The sequence below is a fragment of the Desulfoprunum sp. genome, assembly GCF_053613775.1.
Window position 1 is genome coordinate 265,243 of record NZ_JBSHXH010000001.1, and the last position, 25,666, is coordinate 290,908.

Sequence of the window (25,666 nt, forward strand, 5' to 3'; positions counted from 1 at the left end):
TGCCTGGCATGGCGGCGATACGGTTTGTTCTGGCGCCGGACCGCGATGCCGGCACCAGGTTCAATGCAACGATTATCCTAACGCTCCTGCTGGCATATCGCCGCAAAGGTGGCGCCGGTCATGCCTTTCAGGTCCATCGGGCTGAGTTCGAGCGACAAGCCGCGGCGGCCGGCGCTGACGAATAATGCGGCCAGGGCTTCGGCCGAGGTGTCGATGATCGTCTTCAGCCTTCTTTTCTGGCCCAGGGGACTGACCCCTCCCAGGACATAGCCGGTGGCGCGTTCCACTTCGGCCGCCGCCGCCATGTCCGCTTTTTTGGCTCCCGCCGCCCGGGCGAAGAGCTTCATGCTCAGCATGGATGACACCGGGATGACGGCGACGGCAAGGGCGTCATCGAGACTGACGACCAGTGTCTTGAAGACCTGCGCCGGCGGTACGCCCAGTTTTTCGGCGGCCTCGACGCCGTAGGAATCAGAGGCGGGATCGTGGGTGTACTGGTGGATCGTGTACCGGACCTTGGCCTTCTTGGCGGCGTTGATTGCAGGAGTCATAGGGAAGAAGGGCCTTCGCAGGGGAGAGGCGGTTGCAGGCCGGCGGCCGTCGCCGGAGGTGTTAAGCGGAGCTCTGATTTCATGTCGTACTTTTCCGGTTGCCGCCTGCGAGGGCGGTGGCACGATGTCCGGTCCATTACCGGGGCTGTGGCGCCGGCTCGACACCCGGGGGTGAATAGAGCTGCTTGACCTGTTTCCGGTCCGGGGCCCCGCTTGTCAGCAGCGGCATCGTGTCGACAAATTCCACATACTGCGGTTTCTTGTAGCGGGCGATCTTTTCACCGACGAAATCGATCAACTCCCGGGCGGTGAGGCGGCATCCGTCCTTGAGCTGACAGACCGCCTTGATCCCCTCCTTCCATTTCGGGTCGGGGACCCCGAAGACCACGGTCCGGGCAATGGCGGGATGCAGCAGGATCGCGTTTTCGACCTCGGCCGGATAGACGTTTTCCCCGCCCGGTTTGATCAGTTCCTTGTCGGGCTTGCGCCCCATGTAGAAGAGGAACCCGTCCCGATCGAACCGGCCGAGGTCGCCGGTATGGTGCCAGCCGTTGCGGAAGGTCTGCGCCGTGTCTTGCGGCAGGTTGATATAGCCCTTGAAGACGATCGGCCCCCGGACCACGATCTCCCCGGTGTCACCGTCCCCGACCGGCCGGTCGTCGTCATCGACGAGGCGGACCTCGGCGGCGAGGACGGGTCTGCCGGCCGATCCCGGCCGGTGATTGCAGGGGCTGACCGAGGCCAGGCAGGAGGTCTCGGTCTGGCCGAAAAAACAATAAAAAGTGCCGCCCGTCCGCGTCTGGTATCTGGCGATGGTCTCCGGCGAATCGAGGCCGATCACCTTCTGCAGCGCGGAGATATCGTTCCCCGTTTTGTCACTCTCGTCGAGTATCGCGCCGAGAATCGGGGCGAAATCGAACATCACCGTCGCCCGTTTGTCGCTGATCAGACGGACGGCGGCGGGGGCCTCGAATTTTGCCATGTTCAGACAGGATGCCCCGGCATGGAAGGTGCTGATCGTCATGAACAGTCCGCCGACGTGAAACAGGGGCAGGATGTTGAGGTGGACGTCGTTGTCGTTCAGTGCCATCGCCCGGATGAACTCGAGGCTGGAGAAGACGATATTGGCGTGGCTGAGCATGGCGCCCCGGGGGCGGCCGGCGACGGCGGCGGTATGGATGATGACGAAATCGCTGTCGTCCGGGATGTCCTCGGCTTCGAAGTCGGCGGCTGACGCCGTAAGGCCTGAAAACGAGGGCAGGGCGCCGTCCTGGTTCGAAAGGGAATAATAGTGCTCGACGGTCGGCAGGCCGTCCTTGATTTCGCCGATGATCTTCTCGAACTCCGGGTCGACGAACACGATCTTCGCCTGACCGTCGTCGAGGTTGAAACGGATCTCGCCGGCCGACAGCCGCCAGTTGATCGGCAGCATGACCGCGCCGAGGGCCGCGGCGGCGCCGTAAAGCAGGAAATATTCCAGGCTGTTCTTGCCGAGGACGCCGATCCGGTCGCCCTTGCCGATTCCTGTCGCCTTGAGCCCGGCGGCCAGTTCGTCGGTCATTCCCCTGATCTCCAGAAAGGATATCGACCTGCCGCTTTCGGCCTCAAGCCAGGCCGGCCTGTTGCCGTAAAGAGCGGCATTCCGGCTGATGATGCGGTAGTAGGTAAAATCGGACAGAGCCATGTACGCCTCCTCGTTGTGTGCCGGTCAAAACATCCGTTGCCTGAAAACAGGCCATTTCACCAGCCGTCGATCATCTGTCGGAAGATGGACGACGGAATGAGTATCCTTGCCGGGAATAGTACCAGGATCCACAATACGCTGTCAAACTGCCGGGTGACTGGGTGCTGCACCCGCCCCTGAGGTCGACGAAATCACGCCGCAGCGCCTCGTGGTTCCTGTGGTAATCGATACCGTCGCCATACTCCATGAACTTGTGGTGGCGGTTGTGAATGGCCTTCATCTTTCTCGCGTGCTTGATCGGGCACCCGTACTGTTCCGTCCCGGCCCCCATCGCCTGGACGTAGGCTATCGGGCCATTGAGGTATCCGCAAGAGTCGCAGTTCATTTTTTCTTTCGGATTGAGGGAGCTCAGATTGTGACGATCGATCCCAATATAGTCGCCTCTCCTCACTTTCGGAATCCCATGGCCCCTGAACCTCTTGCAAAAAGACCCGTTGCAGACTCTGTCATTTCGACCGGAGGGAGAAATCTCAAATTCGTTGTATTGACATACCGTGGGATCTGGTCCCCGTGACCTTCCCTTTCTGGTTCGGCGCTGTGGTCGAGGATACGGTTGCGCAGGGAGGAGGCGGGTTATCCCCGCCCGAACGGGCAGATGCGGAGGCACAGTCCGCAAACGGCAGTATCCGGATCTTTTGCCCGCATCATGTTGAAATAGCGATCGCATCTGCCGGCGTCGAACCGGACCGATCGAGGATCTTGCGCTCGAAACGACCGGCCGGTAAAGGCCCTGACCGGGCAGATGGCGACGCATTCCCGGCAGTCACCGCAACGCTCGGCCATGGCCTGGCCGGTCGGGACCAGGGGGGCATCCGTCAGCAATGTCGCCCACCGCACCCTGGGGCCCATGTCCGGGGTGATCAGCAGGCAGTTTTTGCCGATCCATCCCAGGCCGGACAGGTGCGCGCTCAGCTTATGCGGGAAGACGGCGCAAAGCCGCTGGTCGTCGACCCGTTTCGAGGCGGCAACGGGGAAGGCGCGGCAGCCGCTGCGCTGGACGATACCGGCGAGGCGGGAGACGATCTGGTCGAGCCGGGAATTGATGATGTCGTAGCAGTGGGAGAGATAGCTGACGGCAGCCGGTCTTGTGACAGTCCGGGAAAGCTGGTCGACGATTGGATGGAGGAGACTTATGCCGATCGAGATGGATCGCGGGTACACGCTGATTGGCGTGCCGCCCTGTTCGTGGATCGCGTCATGGGCCGGGGTCAGATCGGCTATCCCGAAATAATCGGCCCCGAGGGCCATGGCCGATTCGTGCAGGTGACTGTCGAGGTTCATCCGGTCCGGATCCTGCTGGGTCGGGGAAGACAGTATCTTATCTCATTGCTCATCTTCTGTGTTCCCTCCTGGCCGATTCGATGATCCCCTGTCTGATCCTGCCTGGTGAACAGCACAGTCCACCGGCGGTGGAGAAGAGATAACGTGTCGGCCATTCCGGTTGCCGCCGTCAATGGACGTCATGGTCGGCGGCCGTCGGGTGCGGGGAGGGGTCATGGCCGACCGGCGCCACGAGGGGTCCTCCCCGCCTGTTGCGTTCCCCTTATACGCTGTCCATATGCTGTTCCCGATAGGAGCGGATCGTCTCTTCATCGACAAAATTCCTGATCTGCTCGAGACAGGCTTCATCGTTGCACACCTTGGGCAGGAGTTCCTTCAGCACCTCCATGACAAGTTGTTTCTGTTGGCTCTGGTCAAGATCAAGTACAGCGGCTTTCAGTTCGTCGTATCCCATGGCTGTTCTCCCGCTGCTTTTTTAATCCGCCGGATTGCGGAAAATTGACCGATCACCGATCGATCGGGTCAGCGAAAAAAGGCGACAAGTAAACGCCTGTCGTTGATTTCTGAACACCCCTGTCTGCATTGGTGACCGAGTAAAATGGTGCTCGTATCCGGTGCAGATATATCCGGAAATCCTACATGATTATAGTTTGGACAATAAGACCTGTTTTGGCAAGGACAACCTCGATTATTCGGCAATGCAGCGAAATTGGATCGGGGAAGGATGGGGCGGGATGTTTTTCCCGGCCGTGACGGGGAATGACTGCAGATCGGTATTTAGGTGCTGGCAGGGGCGACCGCCGCCGCGTATACTGTACTCGGAGGGATTGCCGTGTGACGAGCCGCGCAAGAAAAACGTACCGTCGGGTAGAAGGTGATCCCGCCGATGGCCTGGCATTGACAGCACCATCCGGTGATTGTTGAGCGGCATCGAACAACGTGTGTTCCAACGGAGCATGGAATGAAAATCGGTTTGGCCCTCGGCAGCGGGTCTTCACGCGGGTGGGCGCATATTGGTGTCATAAGCGCCCTGATCGAACTGGGAATCGAGCCCGATATCATTTGCGGTACGTCGATTGGCTCATTGGTCGGGGCATCGTATGTGTCCAATACCCTGAATAAACTGGAGGCATGGGTGTGTTCGCTGACGAAATTCGAGACCGCCCGGTTTTTCGAGATCAACTATTCCCTGAATGGTTTTGTGAACACGGAACGGCTGAACCATTTCCTGAACGAATACGTGGCGACCGATGATTCGTTGATCGAAGACCTGGGCAGAAAGTATGCGGCGGTCGCAACGGAACTGGAAACCGGCAGGGAGGTGTGGTTGACGCGAGGGCCGGTGCTCGAGGCGGTCTGGTCGTCCATCTCGTTGCCCGGTCTCTTTCCGGCAATCCGCAACAGCAACAAATGGCTGGTCGATGGCGGCCTGGTCAATCCGGTTCCCGTCTCGGTCTGTCGGGCCATGGGTGCGGATCTTGTCATCGCGGTCAATTTGAACGGCGATATTGTCGGCAAACATTTCAAGAGACCGAAAAAACATCATAAACAAGAGGAGATTCAAGGTGTAGTCGGAAAATTCACGAATCTGGTGACGGAATATACGGCCTCGCTGCTTGCGCCCGCCAAGGTCGATGTCCAGCCGCCCAACCTGTTTGAGGCCATCGCCGCCTCGGTCAATATCACCCAGGACAGAATCACCCGCAGCCGGATGGCTGGGGACCCTCCCGAAATTCTGCTGTCACCGCGACTGTCGCATATCGGATTACTGGAATTTTACCGCGCCAATGAAGCCATCACCGAGGGGAAAGGCTGTGTCCGCAGGATGTTGCCGGCACTGCAGGAAGCCTTGGGGATGGTCTAGACACTGCCCGTCCATTGGCCGGAATGACGGGGCGGCAGGCGATGGAGGTTCGCGCCGCATCTTCGCCCGAGGCATACAAGGGTAGTTAAGGTCCTGAGATCGAAGATGCCCCACCTGTCAGCCCGCCGGTGTCACGTCGATCAGCTTCGCCAGTGCATGCCCATCTTTACCTCCCGGCCCCAGACGCTCGACGCAGAGGTCGAGAAAGTCGGTGTCGGGGACGACCACGCTCTGCCATCGGGCGCAATGGCGAAGCAGAACCTGCAGCAGATCCCTCTGCTCGGCGGGTTGCAGGTGCATGCCGTTGACATCGAGCAGGAAAATCGGCTGATTGCCGTGCAGTTGCCCGTGCAGGACGGAGGCGGCCGCCATCAGCGCCTCGATCCTGCGGACAGGCGGCAGTTCCGGCGATGACAGGGGCGCGGGCCTCTGGCGGCTTTCCAGTGTAGCTTCGCCGCCTTCAAGATCGCAATGGAGTATCAGCCCGGGATACAGGGCCTCCAGTTGACGGTTGACCTGGGATAGCCGCTGGTCCCATGATGTCCTGCCCGTATGGACTGCTGCGAGACGTGCGGCGAGAAAGGTCAGCGGCGCGGCGCCCGGTGCCTTGAATCGGGCGGCGTCTGTTTCGTCGCCCGCGAGGCCGGCGGTGGCGGCGGTGATGAGCACAAAATACGGCAGCCAGGCACTCGCCCGGGCCTTGGCCTGGCGGAAATGGTCGGCCCGATCGATGGCATTCAGGCACTGGTCGAGTTGCTCCTGTTCATATTCCGGCAGCAAGGGCCACAGGGGCTCCAGGTGCTCTTTCAATATCTCCGCCACCGGTCCCTTGATGCGATCGGTGCCGCGCAGCGGGGCAACAGCAGGGTGCAGCAGCTCGCTCAGTTCTTTGCCGGCCACGCCGGCACGGTCGAGCAGGGAGCTGATCGTCGGTTCGATCTCGCTCCAGCGGGTCGACCCGGCCAGTTCGACGAAATTCACCCACCGGCTGTGATCCCGCCGTCGGCCGAATTCGATCCGGTCCGTCGCATAGTACACCGAATCGATGGCGGTCAGTTCCCGCACCAGCTGCGGCGAAGCCGCGAAGATAGCCAGGGCGGCCGTTTTCTTGGAAGGGATGATCCTGCGGCGATATCCCGGACCGTCGAGGTACTGGAGGAGATTGCGAAACGGGTCTGTCTCGTTGATATCATACGGCGGATTGATGGTCTGGAGCATGTGGGCGAGGGCCTGGGCCTGGTCCGCATGAAAGGTCTTCAGGACATTCAGCCCTCTGCCGATCTCGATCCAGGATGAGTCGGGGACGGCTGGATGACCGATGATCCGGAACATGAGCAGATGCATAGTGGCAATTCCGATGGTGATTGCATTCCGGCATATTGCGGAACGTCGGGCATGGCTGCCGCGATAACCTGGGTCCTGTTCCCGTTGCCCCCCTGCCGTCCGACCTCACCGGTGCCCGGAGGGAGGTTGCCGGTGATCGCCGCCGCTGCCCGTTAACGGCGGCCTGAAACGGCCGATGGCGGTTGCCGGGTCTTTGTAACTGCAACATCCTCTAGTCAGAACGTCTCATAACTCCCGGGAGATGTCCAGCAGATAGTTCCTGATGACGACAGCTGACCATGGTTCGTCGGCTGCCTGACGGGACCGGTGATGGTCATCGATGGTGAACGGGTTGTGGCCAGTCGACCGGCTGCCGGTTCAGTATCGGGGAGATGAAATTGTGGGCCGCATAGGCGGACGCGGGCAGGGTGTGATCGATGAACCGGTAGGTGAGCCGGGCCAACAGGACGTTGAGCGCCAGCGTCGCGGCGCGCAGACCGGGCGAGGGGGGATCGATCTCGGCGATGCGGGGGAAGGGGAGCAGCGGCCAGTGCCAGCGATAGAGCGGGAAGCCGATCAGCTCGATGGTTGCCATCAGCGGTTGGGCGAGGATCATGTGGTTGATCCAGGCCGCCGGTCCGGCGGGATCCCGCGTTCTTTCGGTGGAGCCGGATTAAAAAAACTGTACCTTGACAAAAATTGATACGTTCCCATATGATTATAAGAGACGTTTTCATCACTCTTTGATCAAGGAGGATCATTGCATCAAGAGATGTGCTTGATGTAATGATTACATGTAGTAACGTGAACCTTATTTTGTATGAGGAGGTAGTCATGAAGAAAGTATTCTGCACTTCACTGGTTGCGGCGACGTTCGTGTTTACCGCCAGTGCCTACAGCGCCGACGGGGTGTACATCAGTGCCGATGTGGGTATGGCCCTGGCCGAGGACGCCGACATGGGAGTCGAAGGTGATCCCTTTGAGTTATCGACGGAGTTTGATTCGGGTTTGGCGGTTACCGGCGCGATCGGTTACCGGCTGGGAAGTTTCCGTATGGAAGCGGAAGTCGGCTACCAGGAGAATGATCTGGACGAATGGAGCGCTTTCGGCGTGGGCGTTCCTTTGAAGGGAGATATGAATGCTACGTCGTTTCTCGCCAATGGCTATTATGATTTTGCCAACAGCAGCCGATTCACCCCCTTTGTCACTGCCGGCATCGGTATGGCCAACGTCGAGATAAATGATCTTGCTATCCCTGGTTCAGGGCTGCAGCCGACGAGTGATGATGATACCGTGTTCGCCTGGCAGGTTGGGGCAGGGGTGAGCTATGCCGTCAATGCAAATTTCGATCTCGAAGTGAAATACCGGTATTTCATGACCGATGATCTGGAATTTTCGGATGGCGTTTATGTAGACTCACCCTCCAGTCATAACATCTACTTAGGCATGCGCTATACGTTCTGAGCTGTTGCAGCCAATCGTCTCCCGGTCGGTTCCGTCGAGGCGATTGGCTGTTCCCCCCTTCCCCTTTTTTTTCCGGAATTGCCCGATACTCCCCCCTGGTCGTGACGAACGGAGACAACCCGCTTGGGCAACTGATTACGCCGCGGCTATTGAAAAGAGGGGCGGCTCGATGCGGGTCCCCTTGCAGCGGGGGCACTTGCCGGGTTTCCGCGGTCTGGCCCGGTGTTCGAAGATATAGCCGCAATCACCGCATTCGGCGGGGATAATGACCAGGATTCCCGACCGTTGAAGGTGGTCGAGATGGTCGTAGAGCTCTTTTTCAGATTTCCTGATCTCTTTCGAAAGAACGCTGACGGGCAGCTGTCTGCCTGCAAGGAGGTGCATCAATTCCCGTCTGATGGTGGCGTCGCGTTCTTCCGGGACAGTCTCTTTTTTTCTGAGTGGACGGATCACAGCCGATGCTCCGCGTTGCCGATATCTTCAATCCACGATACCGGCTGATCTCTGTTGGTTTCGACAGCGGCTCGGAGGTAACGCCCTAATGACCCTCCAGCATCCGCTGCATCCTCGCGACATGACTCCCTTCCCAGTAGATCTTATCACATCGGCTGCAGATGCTGAAAGCATCGACATGGCGGATGGTGAGCGGTTCCAGGCGCGGCAGTATATCCTGTTTCGGCACCGGCTCCAGCACTGTGTTGCACTGAAGACAGCGGCTGAACGCCCGGAGCAGTTCCGTGACGCCGAAGACATCGAATACCTCCCGCATCTGGGCGACCGGCGACTCGGCCCTGATATAACGGCCGTATACCACCTCTTTCCTCTTCAGCAGGTCGAGGCTGCGGGTGAGAAGGATGCGCGGCTCCAGTTGAAGCACCTGCAGGATCTTCGCATCGTCCCAGGTGGAATCGTACAACGTGTCGAACCCGGCCATCCGCAGGTAGCGGGCCAGCCGGCCGGCATTGATATCGACGACAAAGCCGAGGCCCTGGAGGGGATGGGGGTGCAGCAGGGTGGGTTGTGTCACCTCCCGGGGGACAGGGATCGGGAGGATGTCGAAGCGTCGACCGGCCGCCACGAGTCGGGAAAACTGCACCGGCATGCCGTCGCAGAGAATTTCGCCGACCTCGGTGTGCGGCACGCCGAAGGACTCGATCACATCCTTGATGGAGGCGGAGCGGGTGACGGGCTGGATGATCGGCGTGGCGCCACGCCAGCGGCGGCGGAGCAGATTCGTCAGATCACCGTGAAAATGAAAGAAGGCGTTCATGTCACCAGAGCCGGCCACCGATCGTCTGCCCGGATTTCAGTCGACCCGGCTCGGACTGCACAGCGTGTTCGAGTCGGCTGAAAAGCTGCCGCAGGTCGTACAGACGAAAGTCATGTCCACCAGTTTGCTGTCGCAGATCTTCTCCAGTGAAGCGCCGCAGAACTTGTGGTTCAGGACTTCATTGGTCGGGTTGCAGAGTTTGCTGGAGTCTTCGCCGGATGCACCGCAATTTCGGCATGAATACACCATTGGGGGACCTCCTCTTGCTGGAAATGCACGGCAATCCCGTTACCCGCCGCCATGATCGGCGCCCGGTATTTCCATGGCAGTCAAATAACGAAATCGTACTGGAAGATACCTGGCTGATGAAACAGATTGCCCATATCGAAAGCTAAGAGGTGGACGCTGCATTGTCAATAGAGCCGTGGCCCGGGAACCGTGCCGGCGGCGGTGCTGCATGGCGGCAGGACACCCGGCGCCGAGGGCGGCCTTGGTGTGGAATCAAGCGGTGCCATTTCGGTTTCCGCAAACAGCGGCTCAAGGCGAGGTCGGGCGGGGCCGCTATCGATCGCTTGTTCAGCCGGATGCTGCTCCCAGCCGTTCGCATATCCCGACCGCTACGGCAAAGACGATATCGGTCGCCAGATGCTGGGCGATGGTTCGATCGAACAGGATCCCGGCCTCCGCCGGAAATTCCTCGTCACCACGCCAGTACAGGGCCGCCACCGAGATTCGTGGCGCTATCGCAAAGACATAGGCGGCATCGGCGAGGGCGAGGGGAAGGCCTCGCAGCTGTTGGCATCGGCGTTTGAATGCCGGGAGATCGTTGCCGAAACGATTGGAGATGCATTCTGTCGGGATGGCATGGGGACCGCGGAAAAAAGTGGCGCCGCCCGGGATATCCTTCTCGGAAATCCATTGCCCTGCCGGCTCGATCGCCTTTGCCCGCAGCAGGTAGTGGACGATGAAGAGGTCAAAATAGGGGTGAAGCCGTTCCGACCCGTCACCAGTGGACTCGACCTTCATCAGGTGCGGATAGACCCTGTAATCCTGATCCCAGACGGCGACGGTGTAGTACCTGTCCGTCCCGTCATAGGCACACTGGGCCCGGGTGCAGACCTCAACCGGCTCCAGGGCCGAGAGCTGTTGAAAATACATCCTGTCGATCAAGTCCGGCATAATCTGTTCAAGGAGGTTGATGGGTGTAACCAGGCCATAGCCATCGGCAGACTGGCGTCATCAGGCAAAGTGGTTATGGTGTGCCCATGCCGGAAACCCCGACGAGTAGTGATTCAGGTGCTTCCGGGGGTGGGTCCTGTCGCGGGATCCTTCACCGCACACGTGGTGCCGCGCTGGATGTGATCGGCTGTGGCGACGGATGTGGTGCGGAGGACCCCGGATCAGCGAAGATCATACCAGCAAAAGGAGGACGAAAATGAGACTATTACCGATTTCATTCATTGTCGCATGTATTTTCGGGATATCAACCATGGCCGCTGCCGCTGAAATCGAGGATTATTCGGCGACCATCAAGATTTTTCGAGAATCCCCTGTCGTTGAAAAGTTTTTCAATAATTCATATGGATATGCCGTATTCCCGCTGATCGGCAAGGGCGGGTTTGTCGTCGGCGGCTCCTATGGCAAAGGCCAGGTCTACCGTGGGGCTGCAGTGACCGGGAAATCATCGGTGATCGAGGGAACGATCGGATTTCAGGCGGGAGGGCAGGCCTTCAGTGAGATCATCTTTTTCCAGGACAAACGGGCATACGATGAATTCACCAGCGGGAATTTCGAGTTCGGCGCCACTGCCCAGGCGGTCGCCATAACGGTGGGGGCAGGGGCCAGGGCCGGAACCACAGGTGTCAGCGCCGGCGTCAGTACCGGTCCGGAGAGTGGATCCCATGCTGAGACCAAATATTCGAAGGGGATGGTTGTCTTCGTGCACGCCAAGGGCGGTCTGATGTACGAGTTTTCCGTCGGTGGCCAGAAATTCACCTTCGAGCCTCTGTAATACCTGAGAAAGACGTGGAGAACTGTTGCGAAATTCCTTCGTCACCTTAACGCTGACCTCGGGATCGTATGCATGCGTCGTCCATGTCATATCTCCGGTGGAGGCAGGCCTGAATACAGAAAGGGACCGTCCGGTTGGACGGTCCCTTTGTTGATTGCCAATGCCGATCAGGTCCCGCATCGCTTCCCATATGTCAGTGTTCGCTGCAGGTCAGCAGGTCGAAGTTATGCTTGAGCTGCCCCACCTGCACGCCGAGAGGGATGCAGAGCTTGCCTTCCAGGCAGACGCTCGCCTCATCTACGTCGACGAATGTGCGTAAATGACGATCCTCATGATGCAGGTCCACCGTCCAGGCCTGGACCTTGTCGTCAAATTCGACATCAAAATCGATGCCGCACGCTCCCACCTTAGGAAAGACCTCCTCTATTTTTTTACATAGCGCTTCTTTGGTTATCATCATTGTATCCTCCATTCTTCAAATGGATTACACAGCAGAGATGAAACTCTACTGCTACATTCACTATAAGGATGAGCCCAAGATAAACAAGAAGCTCCCCTGTGTGGCGATTTCGACAAGGTTCCGGTTGCCGGGTCTCGGCAGCGGGGTTCCGTCGTTTTTACTTGTCAGTCTTCGGAGATTGTTCTATTGTAAAAATATACATTATTCCTGATAGATGAAGATGGATTGGAGTTGAAAAAACGGATGGGGAGCGGGAATAACGATGCTCTTTCGACGTATTTCGAGGAGCGAGTGCTTGGGGCGGACCTTCCTCGGCTCCGGTATATCCCCGGTAGACAGTATTGATTCTGATATCGTTGAATTACAGCATGAGGATGTGCTGACCATGGGTGAGAGAGACAATACCGATATTCTGAGAGCGGTATTCGATGCGTTGCCGTCGCTGGTCTTTGTGGTCGACCAGGATGTCAGGATTCAAGAGTGCAATGCCGCCGCCGCCGAACTGCTGATGGCCGACAAGGGGACGGTGATCAAACAGCGCGCCGGCGACATCATGCACTGTGTGCATTCGCACGAAGGGATTGAGGGTTGCGGCACCACCCCGTCCTGCAGAAAATGCATCATCCGCGCTTCGGTGACCGAAGCATTCAACGGCGGGCGCGTGGTGCGGCGGCGGACCAGGATTGATCTTGTCAAAGGCGGGGAAAAGGTCGAGATATACGCTCTCATCACCACTTCCCCGTTTTTCTTTGAGATGAGGACCCTGGTGCTGCTGGTGATCGAGGACATCAGTGAGATCGCCGAGTTATATCGTATGATACCGATCTGTTCCGTCTGCAGAAAAGTCCGGGACGACCAGAAATCCTGGATGGTCGTTGAGGCCTATTTCAAGAATAACTGGGGTGTCGACTTCTCCCACGGCCTGTGTCCGGACTGCTACAGGATCGAGCGGGACAAGCTCGAGGCCTGCTTCAAAACCGGCTAGACCGGCCTCGCCGGGCCAAATCAACAGCCTGGTAACCTGGCCCGCCTCCGGGCCAGGTTATGATCTCACACCCGTCCTGTAATCATATGCGGGCCTGATCGCCATCGGGGCGATGCCCCCGGTCACCACTCACATGACATTGGCCACATTGGCCGTGACATCCGGTTCGTACTTCCTGAAATTTTCCTTGAACATTCCCACCAGCCTGGTTGCCGTTTCGTCATATTTCTGCTTGTCGGCCCAGGTTTGGCGCGGGTTGAGAACCTCGGCCGGCACCTCGGCGCAGCTGGTCGGGATGTCGAGGCCGAAGAATGCATCCTTCTCGAAGCCCCCGGCGTTCAGGGAGCCGTTCAAGGCCGCATTGACCAGGGCCCGGGAGTAGCCGATCTTCATCCGCGAGCCGACGCCGTATGCTCCGCCGCTCCAGCCGGTATTGACCAGCCAGCAGGTGACATTGTGCCTGGCGATCTTGTCCCGCAGCAGCTCGCCGTACACGGTCGGGTTGAGCGGCATGAACGGACCGCCGAAACAGGTGGAAAAGGTGGCCGTCGGTTCGGTGATCCCGGCCTCCGTTCCGGCCACCTTGGCGGTATAGCCGGAGAGGAAGTGGAACATTGCCTGGGCCGGGGTCAGGCGGGCGATCGGCGGCAGGACGCCGAAGGCGTCGCAGGTGAGCATGATGATATTGGCCGGATGGCCGCCGCAGCCGCTTCCGACGATATTGGGGATGTGGGTCAGCGGGTACGAAGCGCGGGTATTTTCGGTGAAGGAATCGTCCGCCAGGTCGACCCGGCGGCTGAAGGTATCGATCGCCACGTTCTCGAGGACGGTGCCGAAGCGGCGGGTCGTCTCGTAGATCTCCGGCTCGGCCTCCCTGGAGAGATTGATGATCTTGGCATAACAGCCGCCTTCGAAGTTGAACACCCCCCTGTCGTCCCAGCCATGCTCGTCATCGCCGATCAACGAGCGGTTCGGGTCGGCGGAGAGGGTGGTCTTGCCGGTGCCGGACAGGCCGAAGAAGACGGCGGTGTCGCCCTGCGGCCCGACATTGGCGGAACAGTGCATCGCCATGACCTGCTTTTCCACCGGCAGCAGGTAATTGAGGATGGTGAAGATCCCCTTCTTGATCTCGCCGGCATAGCTCGTGCCGCCGATGATGATCATCCGGCGGGCGAAATTGATAATGATGAAGGTCTCGGAATTGGTGCCGTCGATCGATGGGAGGGCGTGAAAGTTGGGCATGTTGACGACGGTAAACCGGGGTGCGTGGTGCTGCAGTTCCTCCTCCGTCGCATTGATGAACATGTTGCGGGCGAACAGGGAGTGCCAGGCCTTCTCGGTGACGACCCGGATCGGCAGCCGGTGCTCCGGGTGGGCGCCGGCAAAACAGTCCTGCACGAACAGGTCGCGGCCCTGCATGTAGGCGCACATCCGTTTGTAGAGCGCGTCGAACAGTGCAGGGTCGAAGGGCCGATTGACCTTGCCCCAAGCGATGTTGTCGTGGCTGGTCGGCTCGTCGACGATGAATTTCTCGTTGGCGGCCCGACCGGTGTAATGTCCGGTCTTGACCGCGACGGCGCCGAGGTGGGAAATCAGGCCTTCGCCGCGCTTGACGATCTGCTCGTAGAGCACCGATGTCGGCGGCGTCCAGTAGATCAGGTTGGCATTGGTGATGCCATGCGCTTCGAGCCCCGTGCCTCTGGTGATGTCGTTCAGCCTCATTGTCTCGCTCCCCCGTTGTAATAGTAAGTCTTGCCGATCAATCCTGTGTTCTTCATCATTGATCCGCCAATTGATACAGAAGATTATCCCGGTTGCTGCCGGGCAGTTGGCTGTGACCGCGCGGCTTGAGCGACGACCGGCTCCAGCGGGTTGTGGCGACGCCGTTATTCAGGATGCGGCCACGGACCGTGCTTCTCTTCGACCAGGTAACAAAAGCGATCCCACTCCACCTCCCGTCCCGAGAAGGGGCAGCGGAGCCTGATTTTGCGATCGCTCAGGCCGATCACCTTCCAGTCTCCCCGCCGGGGGCCACTTTCGATGAAGATCCGATGGCCGACCTGCAGAGGGTATGGCTTGAAAACCAGATAAGAAGACTTGGCTCCCTCTCCGTCGGAAGAGGTGACGTTGTCATCGGTCATGATGCGTACTCCTGTCACTGTGGGTGTGTGTGGCTGAATCCCGGGTTCGTAGTGGCATAAGGGTCCTGAAAATGGAAGTCGATCAGTCAATTATAGGGGACAGGGGAGAGGCGGGTCAAGGGCGGGACCAAATGATGCCGGGAGGACGAGCGACGCGTTTTCCGGGGGCGATGGGGAAATCCGCCGTCGATTGTATCCGGGCAAACGAGAGCAAGCGTGCCGCAGCCTGGCGGGTCGGGATGATCGATCTGGTGCAGCCGCCCTCTGGGCACAGGTATATGACCGGGGCTATTGCGCCGTTTCACCCGCGGCATGCTCCACTTCCCCGGCATTTTCCCCGGTGGCGGGCACACTCTCGCCAGTGATTTCCTCGGCCTTTTGCCTGACCTTGCCGGCGGCCTTTTCCGTTGCCGTTGCCGCCTCTATTGTCACTTCTGCGGCTTTTTTCTTGATCTCGCCAATGGCTTCCCTGGTGGCAGGGGCAGCCTCCTTGGCAAAATCCTCGGCCTTTTTCTTTGCTTCCCCGGCAGCTTCCCTGGCAACTGATGCCGCTTCCCGGGTCACCGCCGCTGCCCTGTCCTTCAGGTCAGAGGCTTTTTCAGTGGTGACGGTTGCGGCTTCTTCGGTCTTTTTCGTCATTTCTTTCGTTTCTTCGGTGCGGCATCCATAGCTCATCATCAGGAGAATGCCGGCAAGAATGATGGCGATTTTTTTCATGGTGCGACTCCTTTGAGTTGAATGTTGACACCGGCAGCAAGCAGCGAGATTTCTCGCTATCGCTCGAAATGACAACAGAGGAAAGCTCGAAATGACAACAGAGGAAAGCTCGGAATGACAGCAGAGGAAAGCTCGGAATGACAGCAGAGGAAAGCCCGGAATGACAGCAGAGGAAAGCCCGGAATGACACGAAAGAAAAGGTTGAAATACCTTCAAATGGCGAAATACCTTTATATGACAGACGAAAGGAAGTTGGAATAGCCCACGGAGGAAAACTCGAAATGGCGGAAATCAACGCCACCTCCGGTATTTTTCCCACACACAATCCGGTTATTTCGCCAGAGGCTCCTCTTGTCTTCACGATTACTTGCCTTGTTGAAATTCCAGCCAGTTGGCGTCGGCCTTTGCGATATTTTCGGGGATGTCCCGGCTCCATTTTGCATATGCCGCCATGCTGCAGTTGAGGTAGAGCTTGCCGTCAACGATCTTCCAGACTTCCGGATCGGTTATCGCCTTGCGCTTCTCGGTCATGGCCCAGGCACAGTACCCGTCATATTGCGGGGCGAATTCCTCCGGCGTGGCGGCAAACAGATCCCGGTTGCCGCCGGATTGGAAATGCCAGGTCAGGTTGTGCCACCGGTAGGTATGGGCTTCGCTGCCTTTCATCGCCTTGCCGGCCAGAAAATAGGCAACTGGGTCATACCCCTTGATTGCGGTATCGCTTGCCGCCGAGATCCCGACGGCCGTACCTCCCAGTCCAGCCACCAGCAGGCACGCCAGCAACCAGATGGTCAGCCTTCTCCCGGTCGAGTTCAGTGATGTCGACATCGTTCACCTCCAGATAGTATTTTTCCTGACTTCCGATACGCTCCAGCCGGTTCATCGGATGTGAAGGCGATCGTGATGAACCAGCGGGATACTCATCTTTGGATCCATTGATGGACATACATTACCCGGCGCAGTGTTGTGACGGCGAACAAGGCGGTGCGCTCAAGTTCGTTCCTCAACTCTTCCGGGGACTGTATCAGCTTGTCATCGTTCCACGGGTCGTTGATATGAACCCATTGATTGCGATACTTCCTGAGGGTGTGCAGATCTTGTCTCAGGTCTTCATCGACGGTTGCATCGTTGATCAGATCGTTGAGGCCTTGTCGCTCGCCGGCGCGGTACTCGAAGCGAAAACAGGTCTCGATCCCGGCGACGGCCGTCAGGATCGCGGCGAGAAAGGCCCCGTGGACAAAGGCGGTATCCGTCTCGTTGACGATGAAGGCACACCATGCAGAGAGGAAGACCTGCCCCCCGAGCATCTCCGCATCCAACTGGCTGATTCGTTGCCTGCGTTCCTGTTCGTTCATGGTAGGGCAGGATGATCGGAAAAAAGGCCGGGCGGTCGTGTTCCGCCGTCAGGCCTTCTTCACCCACTGATAAATACGCATCGGCGGGATGTTGAGTAACTCCATCGAAGTCTCCCAGGTCCCATGAAAGGCTGGCACAGCGTCGCGACCTGGCCGTTGACCTGGTAGGCGACGAACCGGCCGTTGGGCGGCAGCAAAGAGGTGACGGTCTCGAGAATTTGAGAGCCGGTGCTGCGGCTCATGGTTGAAAAAGGAATGCCGGAAACGATGGCGTCCGGCGGTTCCAGGCCATAGGTGGCCATGATCTCCCTGAGGTCGCCGGCGCTGCCCAGGTGCGCTATGAGCCGGCTGTCTTCTATGCTGCGCACCATCCTGTTGAAATTTTGGTTGATTTCGATGGTCAGCAGTTTGGCGTGCTGAGGCATTGCCTGCAGCATCGCCCGGGTGACGCCCCCTGTTCCCGGGCCCAGCTCGATGATGACCTTGCCGGCAGCCACTCCGGAGGCCTCGACGATTCGCCGCTCCAGATAACGGGAACTCGGGATGATCGATCCGATCTGAAGCGGATGCTTGAAGAATTCCTGAATAAAAACAAGACTACCATTAACTTTGGAGTTATTTGATTTCTTGTTGGTCATCCATGTATTCCTGAGAATGTGTTAACTGACCTTGAGTATCACCGCGGAGTGGATCGCATGCCGATGTGGAAGCGATCATCACGGTCAAATATCGGCTGAAATCATATCTCGAATTAAAAGAAACACACGAAAATTTCATTTATCAAAATGTAGGTATTCTGGTCAATCATATCAATGACTCCGCTGTCTCTTAAGCCTGAGAGGTGGTATCGCCGGCTACAGGTTCGAAGATTTGCGCATCTTATGATTAATTTGAAAAAACATGCAATAACAATAGGATCAGGTCAATATCTCACCATAACACAATGCTTGATTAAGTCATCACCGATTTTTCCGGAAGCTGTTATTTGTTGGTGGTCCAGTGATCCGCCAGTATCGGATGAACCCGCGAGCTGGCTGGTGGTGAGGAAAAACGGGCTGGAGATGACTGCGGATCCCGCTCTCGACGCGTGATGGGAATGGCGATTGTCAGGGGGCGGCGGGCGTTCGGATAACGCCTGATGGGGCAGTCTCGATGGGCGTGCCGTACCCGCTTCAGCGGCGGGGGCACCAGCGGGGAAGAGGACAGAATAGAGGGGTGGACCAGGGGCGTCCCGAGCGGCAGGTCATGGTCCACCCGCTCTGCCCGAGTTCACTTGATCGCACTCGGGCTGCAGAGATTATCAGAGGTGGCTGAAACGCTGCCGCAGGCATCACAGGCATATTTCATCTGCTCCATATTGCCGCCGCACACCTTGTCTGCTGGAACTCCGCATAAATTTCCGCTCTCCAAATCACTGGCCGGATTACAGAGCTTGCTGGACTCCTCCGCAGTCACCCCGCAGTTCTGACATGTATAGGACATTGTGTAACCTCCTTTCGTTGGAATTGCTCGCCCCACCCGTTCTCTACGTTCCAGGAACACCGGAAAGCACCCACCGGACTTGATGATAGTGTATTCATGAGATGAAAATGGAAACCATCTCCCGCGGGACAGGGGGGCCTTATGGAAAAACTAAGGGGAGGTCTGCAGGTTGTCAATGTTGGCTGAGGATAAGGAGGGGAGCCCAGCACGCTCCGTTCGGCGCCGAAAAGGCTATCGCCCCATGACGATCGCTTCATTCTGCCCTCTTGCCGTTGAACAGTGCCGCCGCCGCCAGCAGACTTGCCTTGACGATCAAATGTTCAGGAATCGCCTCATAGGTTCCGTCATCGACCGAAATCGTCCGGCAGTCAACTTCGCCGCACACCTCGCAACATCGACTCCGGCCTTCGGTGCCGCCGAGCCATTCTTCAAGGAGCCGTCCGCCGATCCAGATGCGGTTGGATTGCAGTGGATCGTTGGCAAACATTGGAAAGTCGATCGGTTCCATTTTCAACTCGACGTCGATGCCAAGTTCCGCCAGGGCCTTTCCGATCTTCTGGAACGTCTCCGAAACCGTATCGCCGGTGGATCGGCAGCGGGGACATGTCCGACCCTGTCCATCAACGAGTCTCTGCCATCGAATTGTCAATGTCTTGAGCATATTCCCGTCCTTGTGTCGATGATGCGCCGGCTCGCGGCAGCGGGATGATCCGTGCCGCCGATGCCGTATTGACGAAGGGTTCCATATCGCACTGTCCCGCAGATATGGTCCCCATTTTTGGCCCTCCGCCTTGTGGACTATTTGATGACGCCGCAGGCGATCCGCGCACCTCCACCCCCCAGCGGGGCCGGCTGGTCGGAATAGTTGTCTCCTCCGGCATGGATCATCAGCGAACGATTCCTGACATCCGACAGCTTGAGCCTCGAGGCCGTCACCGCGGTTGTGGCGGCGCCGTCAGCGCCGACGTCGAGCGACGGGAGGTCGCCGAGATGCCCCATCCCCTCGAAGCCTTCATGTTTTCCCGTTCCGTCCGGATCGTAATGGCCGCCTGCGGCAAGACCGGGGACGACCTTGCCGTCCTTGGTATCTGCGGCGCAGTCGGGGTTCTGGTGAATATGAAAACCGTGCAGGCCCGGCGTCAGGCCGGTGAGCTTCGGGGTGAAGACCAACCCATCCGGCCCTTCGGATATCACAACTGTGCCGATGCTCTTGCCGATCCCCTGTTCGTCGGTCAGATTTATCGTAACCGTCGAGTCGGCGGCGAATGCCGGGGGCGTTGCGATGAATCCCGCAATGATCGCGGCAAATAATAGTGATCGTTTCATGTGTTTTCCTCTCTCATGGTCTGAACGTGTATTCCATTGGATTTGTTGTTTATTTTGCATCAGAATAACCCAATGGCCTGATTGGCGATCAACGGTTTGTTGCGATGATCACGGTAAAAAAACCTTTATCAGCCAACCTCCGTCTCTCCGAAAGATACACAACAGTATAAGTCCTCACCTTTATGAAGTGAAGGATTGCATCGATGAACATCGAGCAGGGGATAGTCGCTGCATCCGCTCACGCATCGATGCGGCACCTTAAGAAACGATTTTTATTGCGGTTCAACGCCACAGACGAACGCCAATCATTTCGGTAAATTTCTCATCTACTGATCATCATTCTCGGCGATGGTCGGCGCCGCTTTCGCTCATCGCCTCAATTTGAAGGGATGCACCGGCGGTCTTGCCCATGTATGATGGGATCATTGCCTTGGCGTCCAAGGTTTGAACCTCCATCACCCGAGAAGGACATAGAGATGCAGGCTGCCACAATACGGGGACGAGGAAAGATCATCGTGCTCATTCTGTTCACAGGGTTGATCACTCTGTTCCATTTCCTGATCCCGACCGATCAACACTCGTTTCACGTTCTCCATATCGCGTTAAGAAAGCTCTATTTCCTCCCTCCGGTGATGGCGGCCGCCTGGTACGGGATCAGGGGGGCTGTATATGTAACCTTGTTGACCAGTCTCCTTTTTTCTCTGCACGCGATTCTGGACTGGCCGGGGAACTACATGGAACAGGCCAATCAGGGGGGAGAACTGGTCAGTTTCTGGGTCGTGGGGCTGGTGGCGGGCTGGCTGTTCAGTCGAGAACAATGTCATCTCAGGGATCTCGTGCAGGCCAACGAGGAAACGCTCCTCGGCCTTGTGTCGGCACTTGATATGAAGGAGCACAATACCAATCTCCATTCCCAGCGGGTCAGGCAGTATACGCTGCTGTTGGCCGACAGGTTCCATCTTGATGAGGCCGAAAAAAAGGCTATCGGTTTCGGGGCGCTGTTACATGATGTCGGTAAGATTGCCGTCCCGGACCACATTCTCCTGAAATCGACACCGTTTACCGGGGAAGAGCGGCGAATCATGAATGAACATCCTGCAGTTGGTTACAATATCGTCAACAGGATCAAATTTCTTCGGGGGGCCGCGGAAATCGTTCATGCCCATCATGAGCGCTTCGACGGCAGCGGATATCCGCGTGGTCTGAAGGGGAAAGATATTCCATTCGGGGCGAGGCTCTTTGCGGTGGTGGATGTGTACGATGCACTGACTTCGATTCGACCTTACCGCACTCCGGTGAGCCATGAGGAAGCGCTTGCCGAAATCGGTAAAGGAAGCGGCGGCCATTTTGATCCGCAGGTGGTCGAAGTGTTTCTAACCTTGCCCCGGCAGGAGTTCGATGCCATCAATGCCGCTGTTGCCGCGGACTCGATGTTATCAACACTGTAATTCGAAGGCGGCTCGTGCGGCCATTGACCGCAAATCCATCAGGCTCATGCCACTCATTGTATCGAATCGAAGTGGAGAAAATGACGATTCCCCGATCGCCTCGCAGATCAGAGGCGGCATGGCGCAGCCGCTAACGCCGCGGAGCCGAGTCGGACCGTGCGGTGGCCCCCTCTCCTTCAGGGCCTGGTCCAGGGTGCAGACCATATGATTGCCGGTGGGCGATCGATACGCCGATGACGCCGGTTTCTCTCGTTACAGGGTCGCCTTCAATGGACACAATTCCCATGTAAACGTGAGACCGTCGCTATGAATCTTCATTACACCGCAGACATCCAGGCCGGAGCAGTATTCGAAATTTTTGGTAATCGGGTAAATATCTTCTTTGCGGATTTCCAGCGCTTTCGATCTGGTGGTTATTTGCTGAATCAAGACGGTCTCTGTTTTTTGCGTTACCGGACACAGATATCTTTCTCCCACATGGTCGATAATCTGAATCATTCAACCCTCCTCTTGGTGGTCTACTTCGGGCATGCACGTACAGAACTGGTTTCTTACCTCACCGTTTACAAAATGATTCTAAAAAAGTTTCAGCAAACAGCCTCAGCGTAAGGTTATCGATAGGATCGACCGGCGGAGGCGCCTGATCATTCTTGAACGACAAATGCCGTACCGCGACGCCAAGAAAAAATGAAAAGGGATGACAGCAATCCTGTCCCTGGAATGGTTCGGATATTGCGATCGGCATTACCTACCTAACAGGTGACAGGCAATTTTCGCAAGAAAAAAACAGTATGTGATACTAACCTGCTGTTATAAAAAAGAAAACATGATGTAAATCAATACGGTGATGACGTCTGAATTCAATCTGTCGGCAGATTGTGAGGTATTTCGCCGGGCTGAAAAGCGGATAAACGGGAAGGGGATTTTCGTAACAAAATTGGCAGTTGCTGCTGCTCACACTGCAGATGAACCGGGCTTCTCATCCCACCCCGGCGGTGTTGCCTCCGGGCAACCCCTGGCGGAAAATATCGGACAATAAGGAAAAACGGTGCATTCGGCCCATCTTCGTCTTGAAAACGAAGGTTGAAATAGGATGGATGGTGATCTCGAATTTTCCCAATCACCGTCCATCCCTTCGCCGCCAATTATCTGATTTCGATCGGGATGCACAGATTCTCCGAGGATGCCGAAACGCTGCCGCAGGCCTCGCAGGAAAATTGCATCTCATCTTTTTTGTCGCTGCAAACTCTTTCCGCAGTGACTGCACACAAGTTTTCGAGGTCTATTTCGTTCGCCGGATTACAGAGTTTGCTGCGTTCTTTTGCCGTCGCACCGCAGTTTTGACATGTATAGGTCATGGGTGGCCTCCATTGGTTAGAGTTATCCGACAACCCCTTTCATAATTTCCCGATCACCCGGAAAACACCCGGCAGTCTGGCTGATGCAGATGAACTAAAAAAAAACTCAACACATCTGCCGGGAGAAACAGGCCGTCTTTCTGAGAAGCTAAGAGGAGGTTGCCGTCTTGTCAATATTGCCGGCGCCAGGCACACGAAGGGCGGACAGGGACGGGCGTGGCCCCGACAATCCAAACGTGCCATATTCATCGGTGCACCGGATCGCCCTTTGCCCTTATTGTTTGACCAATTCCACCCGCCGGTTTTTGGCCTTTCCATCCGCCGTGTCGTTCGATGCGACCGGAGAAAGGGACGCCACGCCATAAGAATCCATGCGAGCGGCGGCGATCCCGTGTTTGCCCGACAGGCTCCTGGCCACCGCCTCCGCCCGATCCTTTGACAGCTTCATGTTGAAATCGAAGGAGCCGTCGTTGTCCGTATGGCCGACGACATACACCTTCAGTGCCCCGACGTCCTGGAGGAGTTTGGCGATTTCCGCGATGGCGGCGTCGGACTCCGGCTTGATTTCCGATTTGCCGCTGTCGAAGTATATGCCGTAAATCGCAACATGACCGGTCGAATTTATGTCTTTTCCCATTACTTCGGCACTGGCCGCGACCTCCTGCCGCATGGTCTCCCTAACCACAATCGACAGGCGGTACTTGTTGTTGAATGACCGCACCTCGACCCACGTTTCATTACCCTCTTTCTGCAGAACGATGGTGGAAACCCTGTTGAAGTTGTCGTCAAAGACGACTTCCCCGCCGATCTTCTTCAACGCGTCCTGGATGTTTCTGCGTATTTTCAGTTCTCCAGGTTCAGCCGCCCCCTTATTCAAATTGTAGCCGATGTAGTACTTGTGGCCTTCGATGACGATCGGTTGTTTGTTCCGACCGATGAATTTATGGCTGTCGAACTCGTTATCCTTGTATTCCGAGATGAAGAAGTTCGGCATTCTGGTCAGCAGCGGATGATCCTTGCTCCCTTTCAGATCCTGATCGGCGGCCATGGACAGACTGGAAGCTGCCACCACAACAAGCAGACCGAAGATCACCGTCATTGCATTTTTCATTTTATCCCCTGGATTTCTCTTGTAGTTTTTTAGGGCAAACACCCCGAAACTCAGGCACCGCGGATCGCCGCGCCTGTTGTACGACACTGTCGTTGCCAACCTATTTTCAACGTATTGAAACCTTTGTCAATAAATTCTCGAACTCCGGATGCTTGCGGTGTTTTTTTCAGATAAATCCGATTGGTCACTGCACCACCTTTTCCCGCTGCGCGGTTGTGAATTGAAGTAATTCAAATAAGCATTTGGTATTAATGGGGAATTTCTACGTGATGGTGGTCGATGAGGAGGTGGTGGTTGAGGCAACTGTTGGGTGGAAACAGGAGCCGAACCCGATGATCCCGGTTGACGGGGCATCGGCAGCCTTTCCTGAACGCGCAGAATTTGTCATCGCCTGGTGCGCGTTTCTGTTTCCATATTCCGATATCTCAACATATACTTTTAAAGGGACGGCCGTGTTGAATATCAACCTGGCCGACAGCGGCCGGGAAGCCGGCCCAGAAAAACATTGAGAAATTCCGGATAAGCACCTTGGGGAAAAACGAGTCGGACGGTGTCCGCCGAGCGAACGGATAGTGAGAGTTGTCCTGGAAAGCGGTGGAACTTCGGCCTCGTTATCCTCTTTTTGGAGGTCCACAGGCATGGCAGATAATTTCAACCAGAGGTGCCCGGAGATGATGGCGCTTTTGGATCACACGGAAGATTCCATATTCTTCAAGGACATGGACGGAAGATTTGTCCTGGTGAGTGAAGCCAAGGCAAGGAGGTCAGGGGTAGGGTTAAAGGATATGGTCGGGAAAACCGATTTTGATTTTCTTCCCCGGGAGGAGGCCGTCAGATGCCGTGAGGATGAAATATTCGTTATGGAGACAGGCGAAGCAATCCTGGATAAGGAGGAGGAACTGACACGTCCGGACGGAACCCATACCTGGGTATCAGTCTCTAAATTTCCATGGAAACATACTGACGGAGAGATTATCGGAGTAATCGGAATTTCCCGTGATATTTCTAAACGAAAAAATCTGGAACACCACATTTTGCAAATGCTTTCAATGGCAACGCACGATATGCGGTCCCCCATAATCTCGATTGCTTCGACCATCAAATTATTGGCAAGAGGAAGATTCGGGGCGGTGAGCGAAAGCGTGAAGCAAACGCTGAACGATGTTTTCAACCGTATGGTTAAACTTGAAAAAATTGTCGGGGAATATCTGACCAAATCATGCGTGATGAATTCCAGTCGAATCGGAAGGAAGGAAAGACTCGATCTCCGAGAGGATATCATCGACCCTCTTCTCGAGGAATTTTCGCAGGAGATCGAAAATGGAGAGATTTTGATCGACAATCGGCTCGGTGGGATACCAGGTGACAGGATCTTGATATCCGCCAATAAAAATTGGCTTGTTATCGTTTATCGGAATCTTTTTTCCAACGCCATACGGTATACCCCCAGAGGGGGCGTCATTGCCTACGGTTTTGAGGATAAAGGGCAGGTGTATCAACTCAACGTTTTCAACAGCGGTCAATCAATTCCCGAGGAGAAGAGACAATCGATATTTGAAATGTATGAAAGCGAGTCCAGTACCGGGATTGGATTGACTGTGATTCGTGAACTGGTACGACGCCATGGCGGCGACTTGTGGTACGAGGATTCCCCGGGAGGGCATCCTAATTTTGTCTTTACTCTCCCCAAGGAATGAGCTGCTGGCCGGCCGGGTTGATCGAGGGGGGTAATCAATCATAATCCACATTGCTGAGGGCGGAATCGTTCATTTTCT

32 protein-coding genes are annotated in these 25,666 nt (G+C 56.7%); 8 read left to right on the forward strand and 24 right to left on the reverse strand.

Annotated elements, in window-relative coordinates:
- Positions 1-77 precede the first annotated feature (77 nt).
- From ybaK to ACWGKN_RS01240, 5 genes are all read right to left on the reverse strand, one after another.
- Complete coding sequence (gene ybaK / locus ACWGKN_RS01220; RefSeq protein WP_035233201.1) at positions 78-551, reverse strand: Cys-tRNA(Pro) deacylase; 474 nt, start codon at positions 549-551, stop codon at positions 78-80.
- A gap of 136 nt (positions 552-687) precedes the next feature.
- Positions 688-2,235, reverse strand: coding sequence for an AMP-binding protein (locus ACWGKN_RS01225; RefSeq protein WP_452094521.1), 1,548 nt, complete (start codon positions 2,233-2,235; stop codon positions 688-690).
- Between the two features lie 70 nt (positions 2,236-2,305).
- The gene (locus ACWGKN_RS01230) at positions 2,306-2,620 is read right to left on the reverse strand and encodes a hypothetical protein (protein ID WP_452094522.1); all 315 of its coding nucleotides are present in this window, start codon (positions 2,618-2,620) and stop codon (positions 2,306-2,308) included.
- A gap of 248 nt (positions 2,621-2,868) precedes the next feature.
- Positions 2,869-3,576 (reverse strand): 4Fe-4S double cluster binding domain-containing protein, encoded by a 708-nt coding sequence (locus ACWGKN_RS01235; protein WP_035233203.1) that lies wholly within the window; start codon positions 3,574-3,576, stop codon positions 2,869-2,871.
- A 262-nt stretch (positions 3,577-3,838) separates the two neighbouring features.
- Entirely contained in the window at positions 3,839-4,030 is a 192-nt protein-coding gene (locus ACWGKN_RS01240; RefSeq protein ID WP_035233206.1) for a hypothetical protein, read from the reverse strand.
- A 507-nt stretch (positions 4,031-4,537) separates the two neighbouring features.
- On the opposite strand from ACWGKN_RS01240, the gene ACWGKN_RS01245 reads away from it, so the two are divergent.
- Positions 4,538-5,440 (forward strand): patatin-like phospholipase family protein, encoded by a 903-nt coding sequence (locus ACWGKN_RS01245; protein ID WP_035233208.1) that lies wholly within the window; start codon positions 4,538-4,540, stop codon positions 5,438-5,440.
- Between the two features lie 117 nt (positions 5,441-5,557).
- Here ACWGKN_RS01245 and ACWGKN_RS01250 read toward each other — a convergent pair whose 3' ends face one another.
- Together ACWGKN_RS01250 and ACWGKN_RS01255 are read right to left on the reverse strand one after the other, a co-directional pair.
- Complete coding sequence (locus tag ACWGKN_RS01250) at positions 5,558-6,784, reverse strand: hypothetical protein (RefSeq protein WP_452094523.1); 1,227 nt, start codon at positions 6,782-6,784, stop codon at positions 5,558-5,560.
- 313 nt (positions 6,785-7,097) lie between these two features.
- Entirely contained in the window at positions 7,098-7,379 is a 282-nt protein-coding gene (locus tag ACWGKN_RS01255) for a hypothetical protein (protein WP_452094524.1), read from the reverse strand.
- 218 nt (positions 7,380-7,597) lie between these two features.
- On the opposite strand from ACWGKN_RS01255, the gene ACWGKN_RS01260 reads away from it, so the two are divergent.
- On the forward strand, positions 7,598-8,227 hold the full coding sequence (locus tag ACWGKN_RS01260; protein WP_424254527.1) for an outer membrane protein: 630 nt from the start codon (positions 7,598-7,600) through the stop codon (positions 8,225-8,227).
- A 135-nt stretch (positions 8,228-8,362) separates the two neighbouring features.
- Here the strand turns inward: ACWGKN_RS01260 and ACWGKN_RS01265 are convergent, their stop codons facing one another.
- From ACWGKN_RS01265 to ACWGKN_RS01275, 3 genes are all read right to left on the reverse strand, one after another.
- Positions 8,363-8,680 carry a transcriptional regulator gene (locus ACWGKN_RS01265; protein ID WP_452094525.1) on the reverse strand — a complete coding sequence of 106 codons (318 nt, stop codon included), beginning with the start codon at positions 8,678-8,680 and terminating at the stop codon, positions 8,363-8,365.
- 85 nt (positions 8,681-8,765) lie between these two features.
- Positions 8,766-9,515 carry a Mut7-C RNAse domain-containing protein gene (locus ACWGKN_RS01270; RefSeq protein WP_452094526.1) on the reverse strand — a complete coding sequence of 250 codons (750 nt, stop codon included), beginning with the start codon at positions 9,513-9,515 and terminating at the stop codon, positions 8,766-8,768.
- Positions 9,516-9,533: 18 nt separating this feature from the next.
- Positions 9,534-9,746 carry a hypothetical protein gene (locus tag ACWGKN_RS01275; protein WP_035233215.1) on the reverse strand — a complete coding sequence of 71 codons (213 nt, stop codon included), beginning with the start codon at positions 9,744-9,746 and terminating at the stop codon, positions 9,534-9,536.
- Here ACWGKN_RS01275 and ACWGKN_RS01280 point away from each other — a divergent pair.
- Entirely contained in the window at positions 9,734-9,892 is a 159-nt protein-coding gene (locus tag ACWGKN_RS01280) for a hypothetical protein (RefSeq protein WP_452094527.1), read from the forward strand. The two genes, ACWGKN_RS01275 and ACWGKN_RS01280, sit on opposite strands and share 13 nt — an antisense overlap.
- Before the next feature lie 181 nt (positions 9,893-10,073).
- Here ACWGKN_RS01280 and ACWGKN_RS01285 read toward each other — a convergent pair whose 3' ends face one another.
- Entirely contained in the window at positions 10,074-10,676 is a 603-nt protein-coding gene (locus tag ACWGKN_RS01285; RefSeq protein ID WP_452094528.1) for a DUF3786 domain-containing protein, read from the reverse strand.
- 310 nt (positions 10,677-10,986) lie between these two features.
- On the opposite strand from ACWGKN_RS01285, the gene ACWGKN_RS01290 reads away from it, so the two are divergent.
- Positions 10,987-11,508 (forward strand): lipid-binding SYLF domain-containing protein, encoded by a 522-nt coding sequence (locus ACWGKN_RS01290; RefSeq protein ID WP_424254535.1) that lies wholly within the window; start codon positions 10,987-10,989, stop codon positions 11,506-11,508.
- A 193-nt stretch (positions 11,509-11,701) separates the two neighbouring features.
- Here the strand turns inward: ACWGKN_RS01290 and ACWGKN_RS01295 are convergent, their stop codons facing one another.
- Complete coding sequence (locus tag ACWGKN_RS01295) at positions 11,702-11,968, reverse strand: hypothetical protein (protein WP_452094529.1); 267 nt, start codon at positions 11,966-11,968, stop codon at positions 11,702-11,704.
- Positions 11,969-12,353: 385 nt separating this feature from the next.
- Here ACWGKN_RS01295 and ACWGKN_RS01300 point away from each other — a divergent pair, with 385 nt between their 5' ends.
- Complete coding sequence (locus ACWGKN_RS01300; protein WP_424254539.1) at positions 12,354-12,953, forward strand: PAS domain-containing protein; 600 nt, start codon at positions 12,354-12,356, stop codon at positions 12,951-12,953.
- A 129-nt stretch (positions 12,954-13,082) separates the two neighbouring features.
- Here ACWGKN_RS01300 and pckA read toward each other — a convergent pair whose 3' ends face one another.
- The 9 genes from pckA to sodC form a co-directional block, all read right to left on the reverse strand.
- A complete protein-coding gene (gene pckA / locus ACWGKN_RS01305; protein ID WP_035233222.1) occupies positions 13,083-14,675 on the reverse strand; it encodes a phosphoenolpyruvate carboxykinase (ATP) in 1,593 nt (530 codons plus the stop codon).
- 164 nt (positions 14,676-14,839) lie between these two features.
- Complete coding sequence (locus tag ACWGKN_RS01310) at positions 14,840-15,094, reverse strand: hypothetical protein (RefSeq protein ID WP_052160304.1); 255 nt, start codon at positions 15,092-15,094, stop codon at positions 14,840-14,842.
- A 288-nt stretch (positions 15,095-15,382) separates the two neighbouring features.
- Positions 15,383-15,811, reverse strand: a complete 429-nt coding sequence (locus tag ACWGKN_RS01315) for a hypothetical protein (protein WP_052160305.1) — start codon at positions 15,809-15,811, stop codon at positions 15,383-15,385.
- Positions 15,812-16,174: 363 nt separating this feature from the next.
- Positions 16,175-16,639 (reverse strand): YHS domain-containing (seleno)protein, encoded by a 465-nt coding sequence (locus tag ACWGKN_RS01320; protein WP_452094530.1) that lies wholly within the window; start codon positions 16,637-16,639, stop codon positions 16,175-16,177.
- Positions 16,640-16,731: 92 nt separating this feature from the next.
- Positions 16,732-17,166, reverse strand: a complete 435-nt coding sequence (locus tag ACWGKN_RS01325; protein WP_452094531.1) for a hypothetical protein — start codon at positions 17,164-17,166, stop codon at positions 16,732-16,734.
- A 59-nt stretch (positions 17,167-17,225) separates the two neighbouring features.
- A complete protein-coding gene (locus tag ACWGKN_RS01330; protein ID WP_452094532.1) occupies positions 17,226-17,804 on the reverse strand; it encodes a class I SAM-dependent methyltransferase in 579 nt (192 codons plus the stop codon).
- Positions 17,805-18,435: 631 nt separating this feature from the next.
- A complete protein-coding gene (locus ACWGKN_RS01335; RefSeq protein WP_424254548.1) occupies positions 18,436-18,648 on the reverse strand; it encodes a hypothetical protein in 213 nt (70 codons plus the stop codon).
- 253 nt (positions 18,649-18,901) lie between these two features.
- On the reverse strand, positions 18,902-19,309 hold the full coding sequence (locus ACWGKN_RS01340; protein WP_035233228.1) for a DUF2703 domain-containing protein: 408 nt from the start codon (positions 19,307-19,309) through the stop codon (positions 18,902-18,904).
- Between the two features lie 137 nt (positions 19,310-19,446).
- Positions 19,447-19,974 carry a superoxide dismutase [Cu-Zn] SodC gene (gene sodC, locus ACWGKN_RS01345; protein WP_452094533.1) on the reverse strand — a complete coding sequence of 176 codons (528 nt, stop codon included), beginning with the start codon at positions 19,972-19,974 and terminating at the stop codon, positions 19,447-19,449.
- A gap of 413 nt (positions 19,975-20,387) precedes the next feature.
- Here sodC and ACWGKN_RS01350 point away from each other — a divergent pair, with 413 nt between their 5' ends.
- Positions 20,388-21,422 carry an HD-GYP domain-containing protein gene (locus ACWGKN_RS01350; protein ID WP_452094534.1) on the forward strand — a complete coding sequence of 345 codons (1,035 nt, stop codon included), beginning with the start codon at positions 20,388-20,390 and terminating at the stop codon, positions 21,420-21,422.
- 252 nt (positions 21,423-21,674) lie between these two features.
- Here the strand turns inward: ACWGKN_RS01350 and ACWGKN_RS01355 are convergent, their stop codons facing one another.
- The 3 genes from ACWGKN_RS01355 to ACWGKN_RS01365 all read right to left on the reverse strand — a co-directional run bounded on the left by ACWGKN_RS01355 (position 21,675) and on the right by ACWGKN_RS01365 (position 23,891).
- On the reverse strand, positions 21,675-21,920 hold the full coding sequence (locus tag ACWGKN_RS01355; protein ID WP_452094535.1) for a hypothetical protein: 246 nt from the start codon (positions 21,918-21,920) through the stop codon (positions 21,675-21,677).
- A gap of 647 nt (positions 21,921-22,567) precedes the next feature.
- The gene (locus ACWGKN_RS01360; protein ID WP_035233231.1) at positions 22,568-22,780 is read right to left on the reverse strand and encodes a hypothetical protein; all 213 of its coding nucleotides are present in this window, start codon (positions 22,778-22,780) and stop codon (positions 22,568-22,570) included.
- 274 nt (positions 22,781-23,054) lie between these two features.
- Positions 23,055-23,891, reverse strand: coding sequence for an OmpA family protein (locus ACWGKN_RS01365; RefSeq protein ID WP_452094536.1), 837 nt, complete (start codon positions 23,889-23,891; stop codon positions 23,055-23,057).
- Between the two features lie 251 nt (positions 23,892-24,142).
- Between ACWGKN_RS01365 and ACWGKN_RS01370 the strand changes: the two genes are divergently transcribed.
- The gene (locus ACWGKN_RS01370; RefSeq protein ID WP_452094537.1) at positions 24,143-24,400 is read left to right on the forward strand and encodes a hypothetical protein; all 258 of its coding nucleotides are present in this window, start codon (positions 24,143-24,145) and stop codon (positions 24,398-24,400) included.
- A 129-nt stretch (positions 24,401-24,529) separates the two neighbouring features.
- Positions 24,530-25,588 (forward strand): sensor histidine kinase, encoded by a 1,059-nt coding sequence (locus ACWGKN_RS01375; RefSeq protein WP_452094538.1) that lies wholly within the window; start codon positions 24,530-24,532, stop codon positions 25,586-25,588.
- The last annotated feature ends 78 nt before the right edge of the window (positions 25,589-25,666 follow it).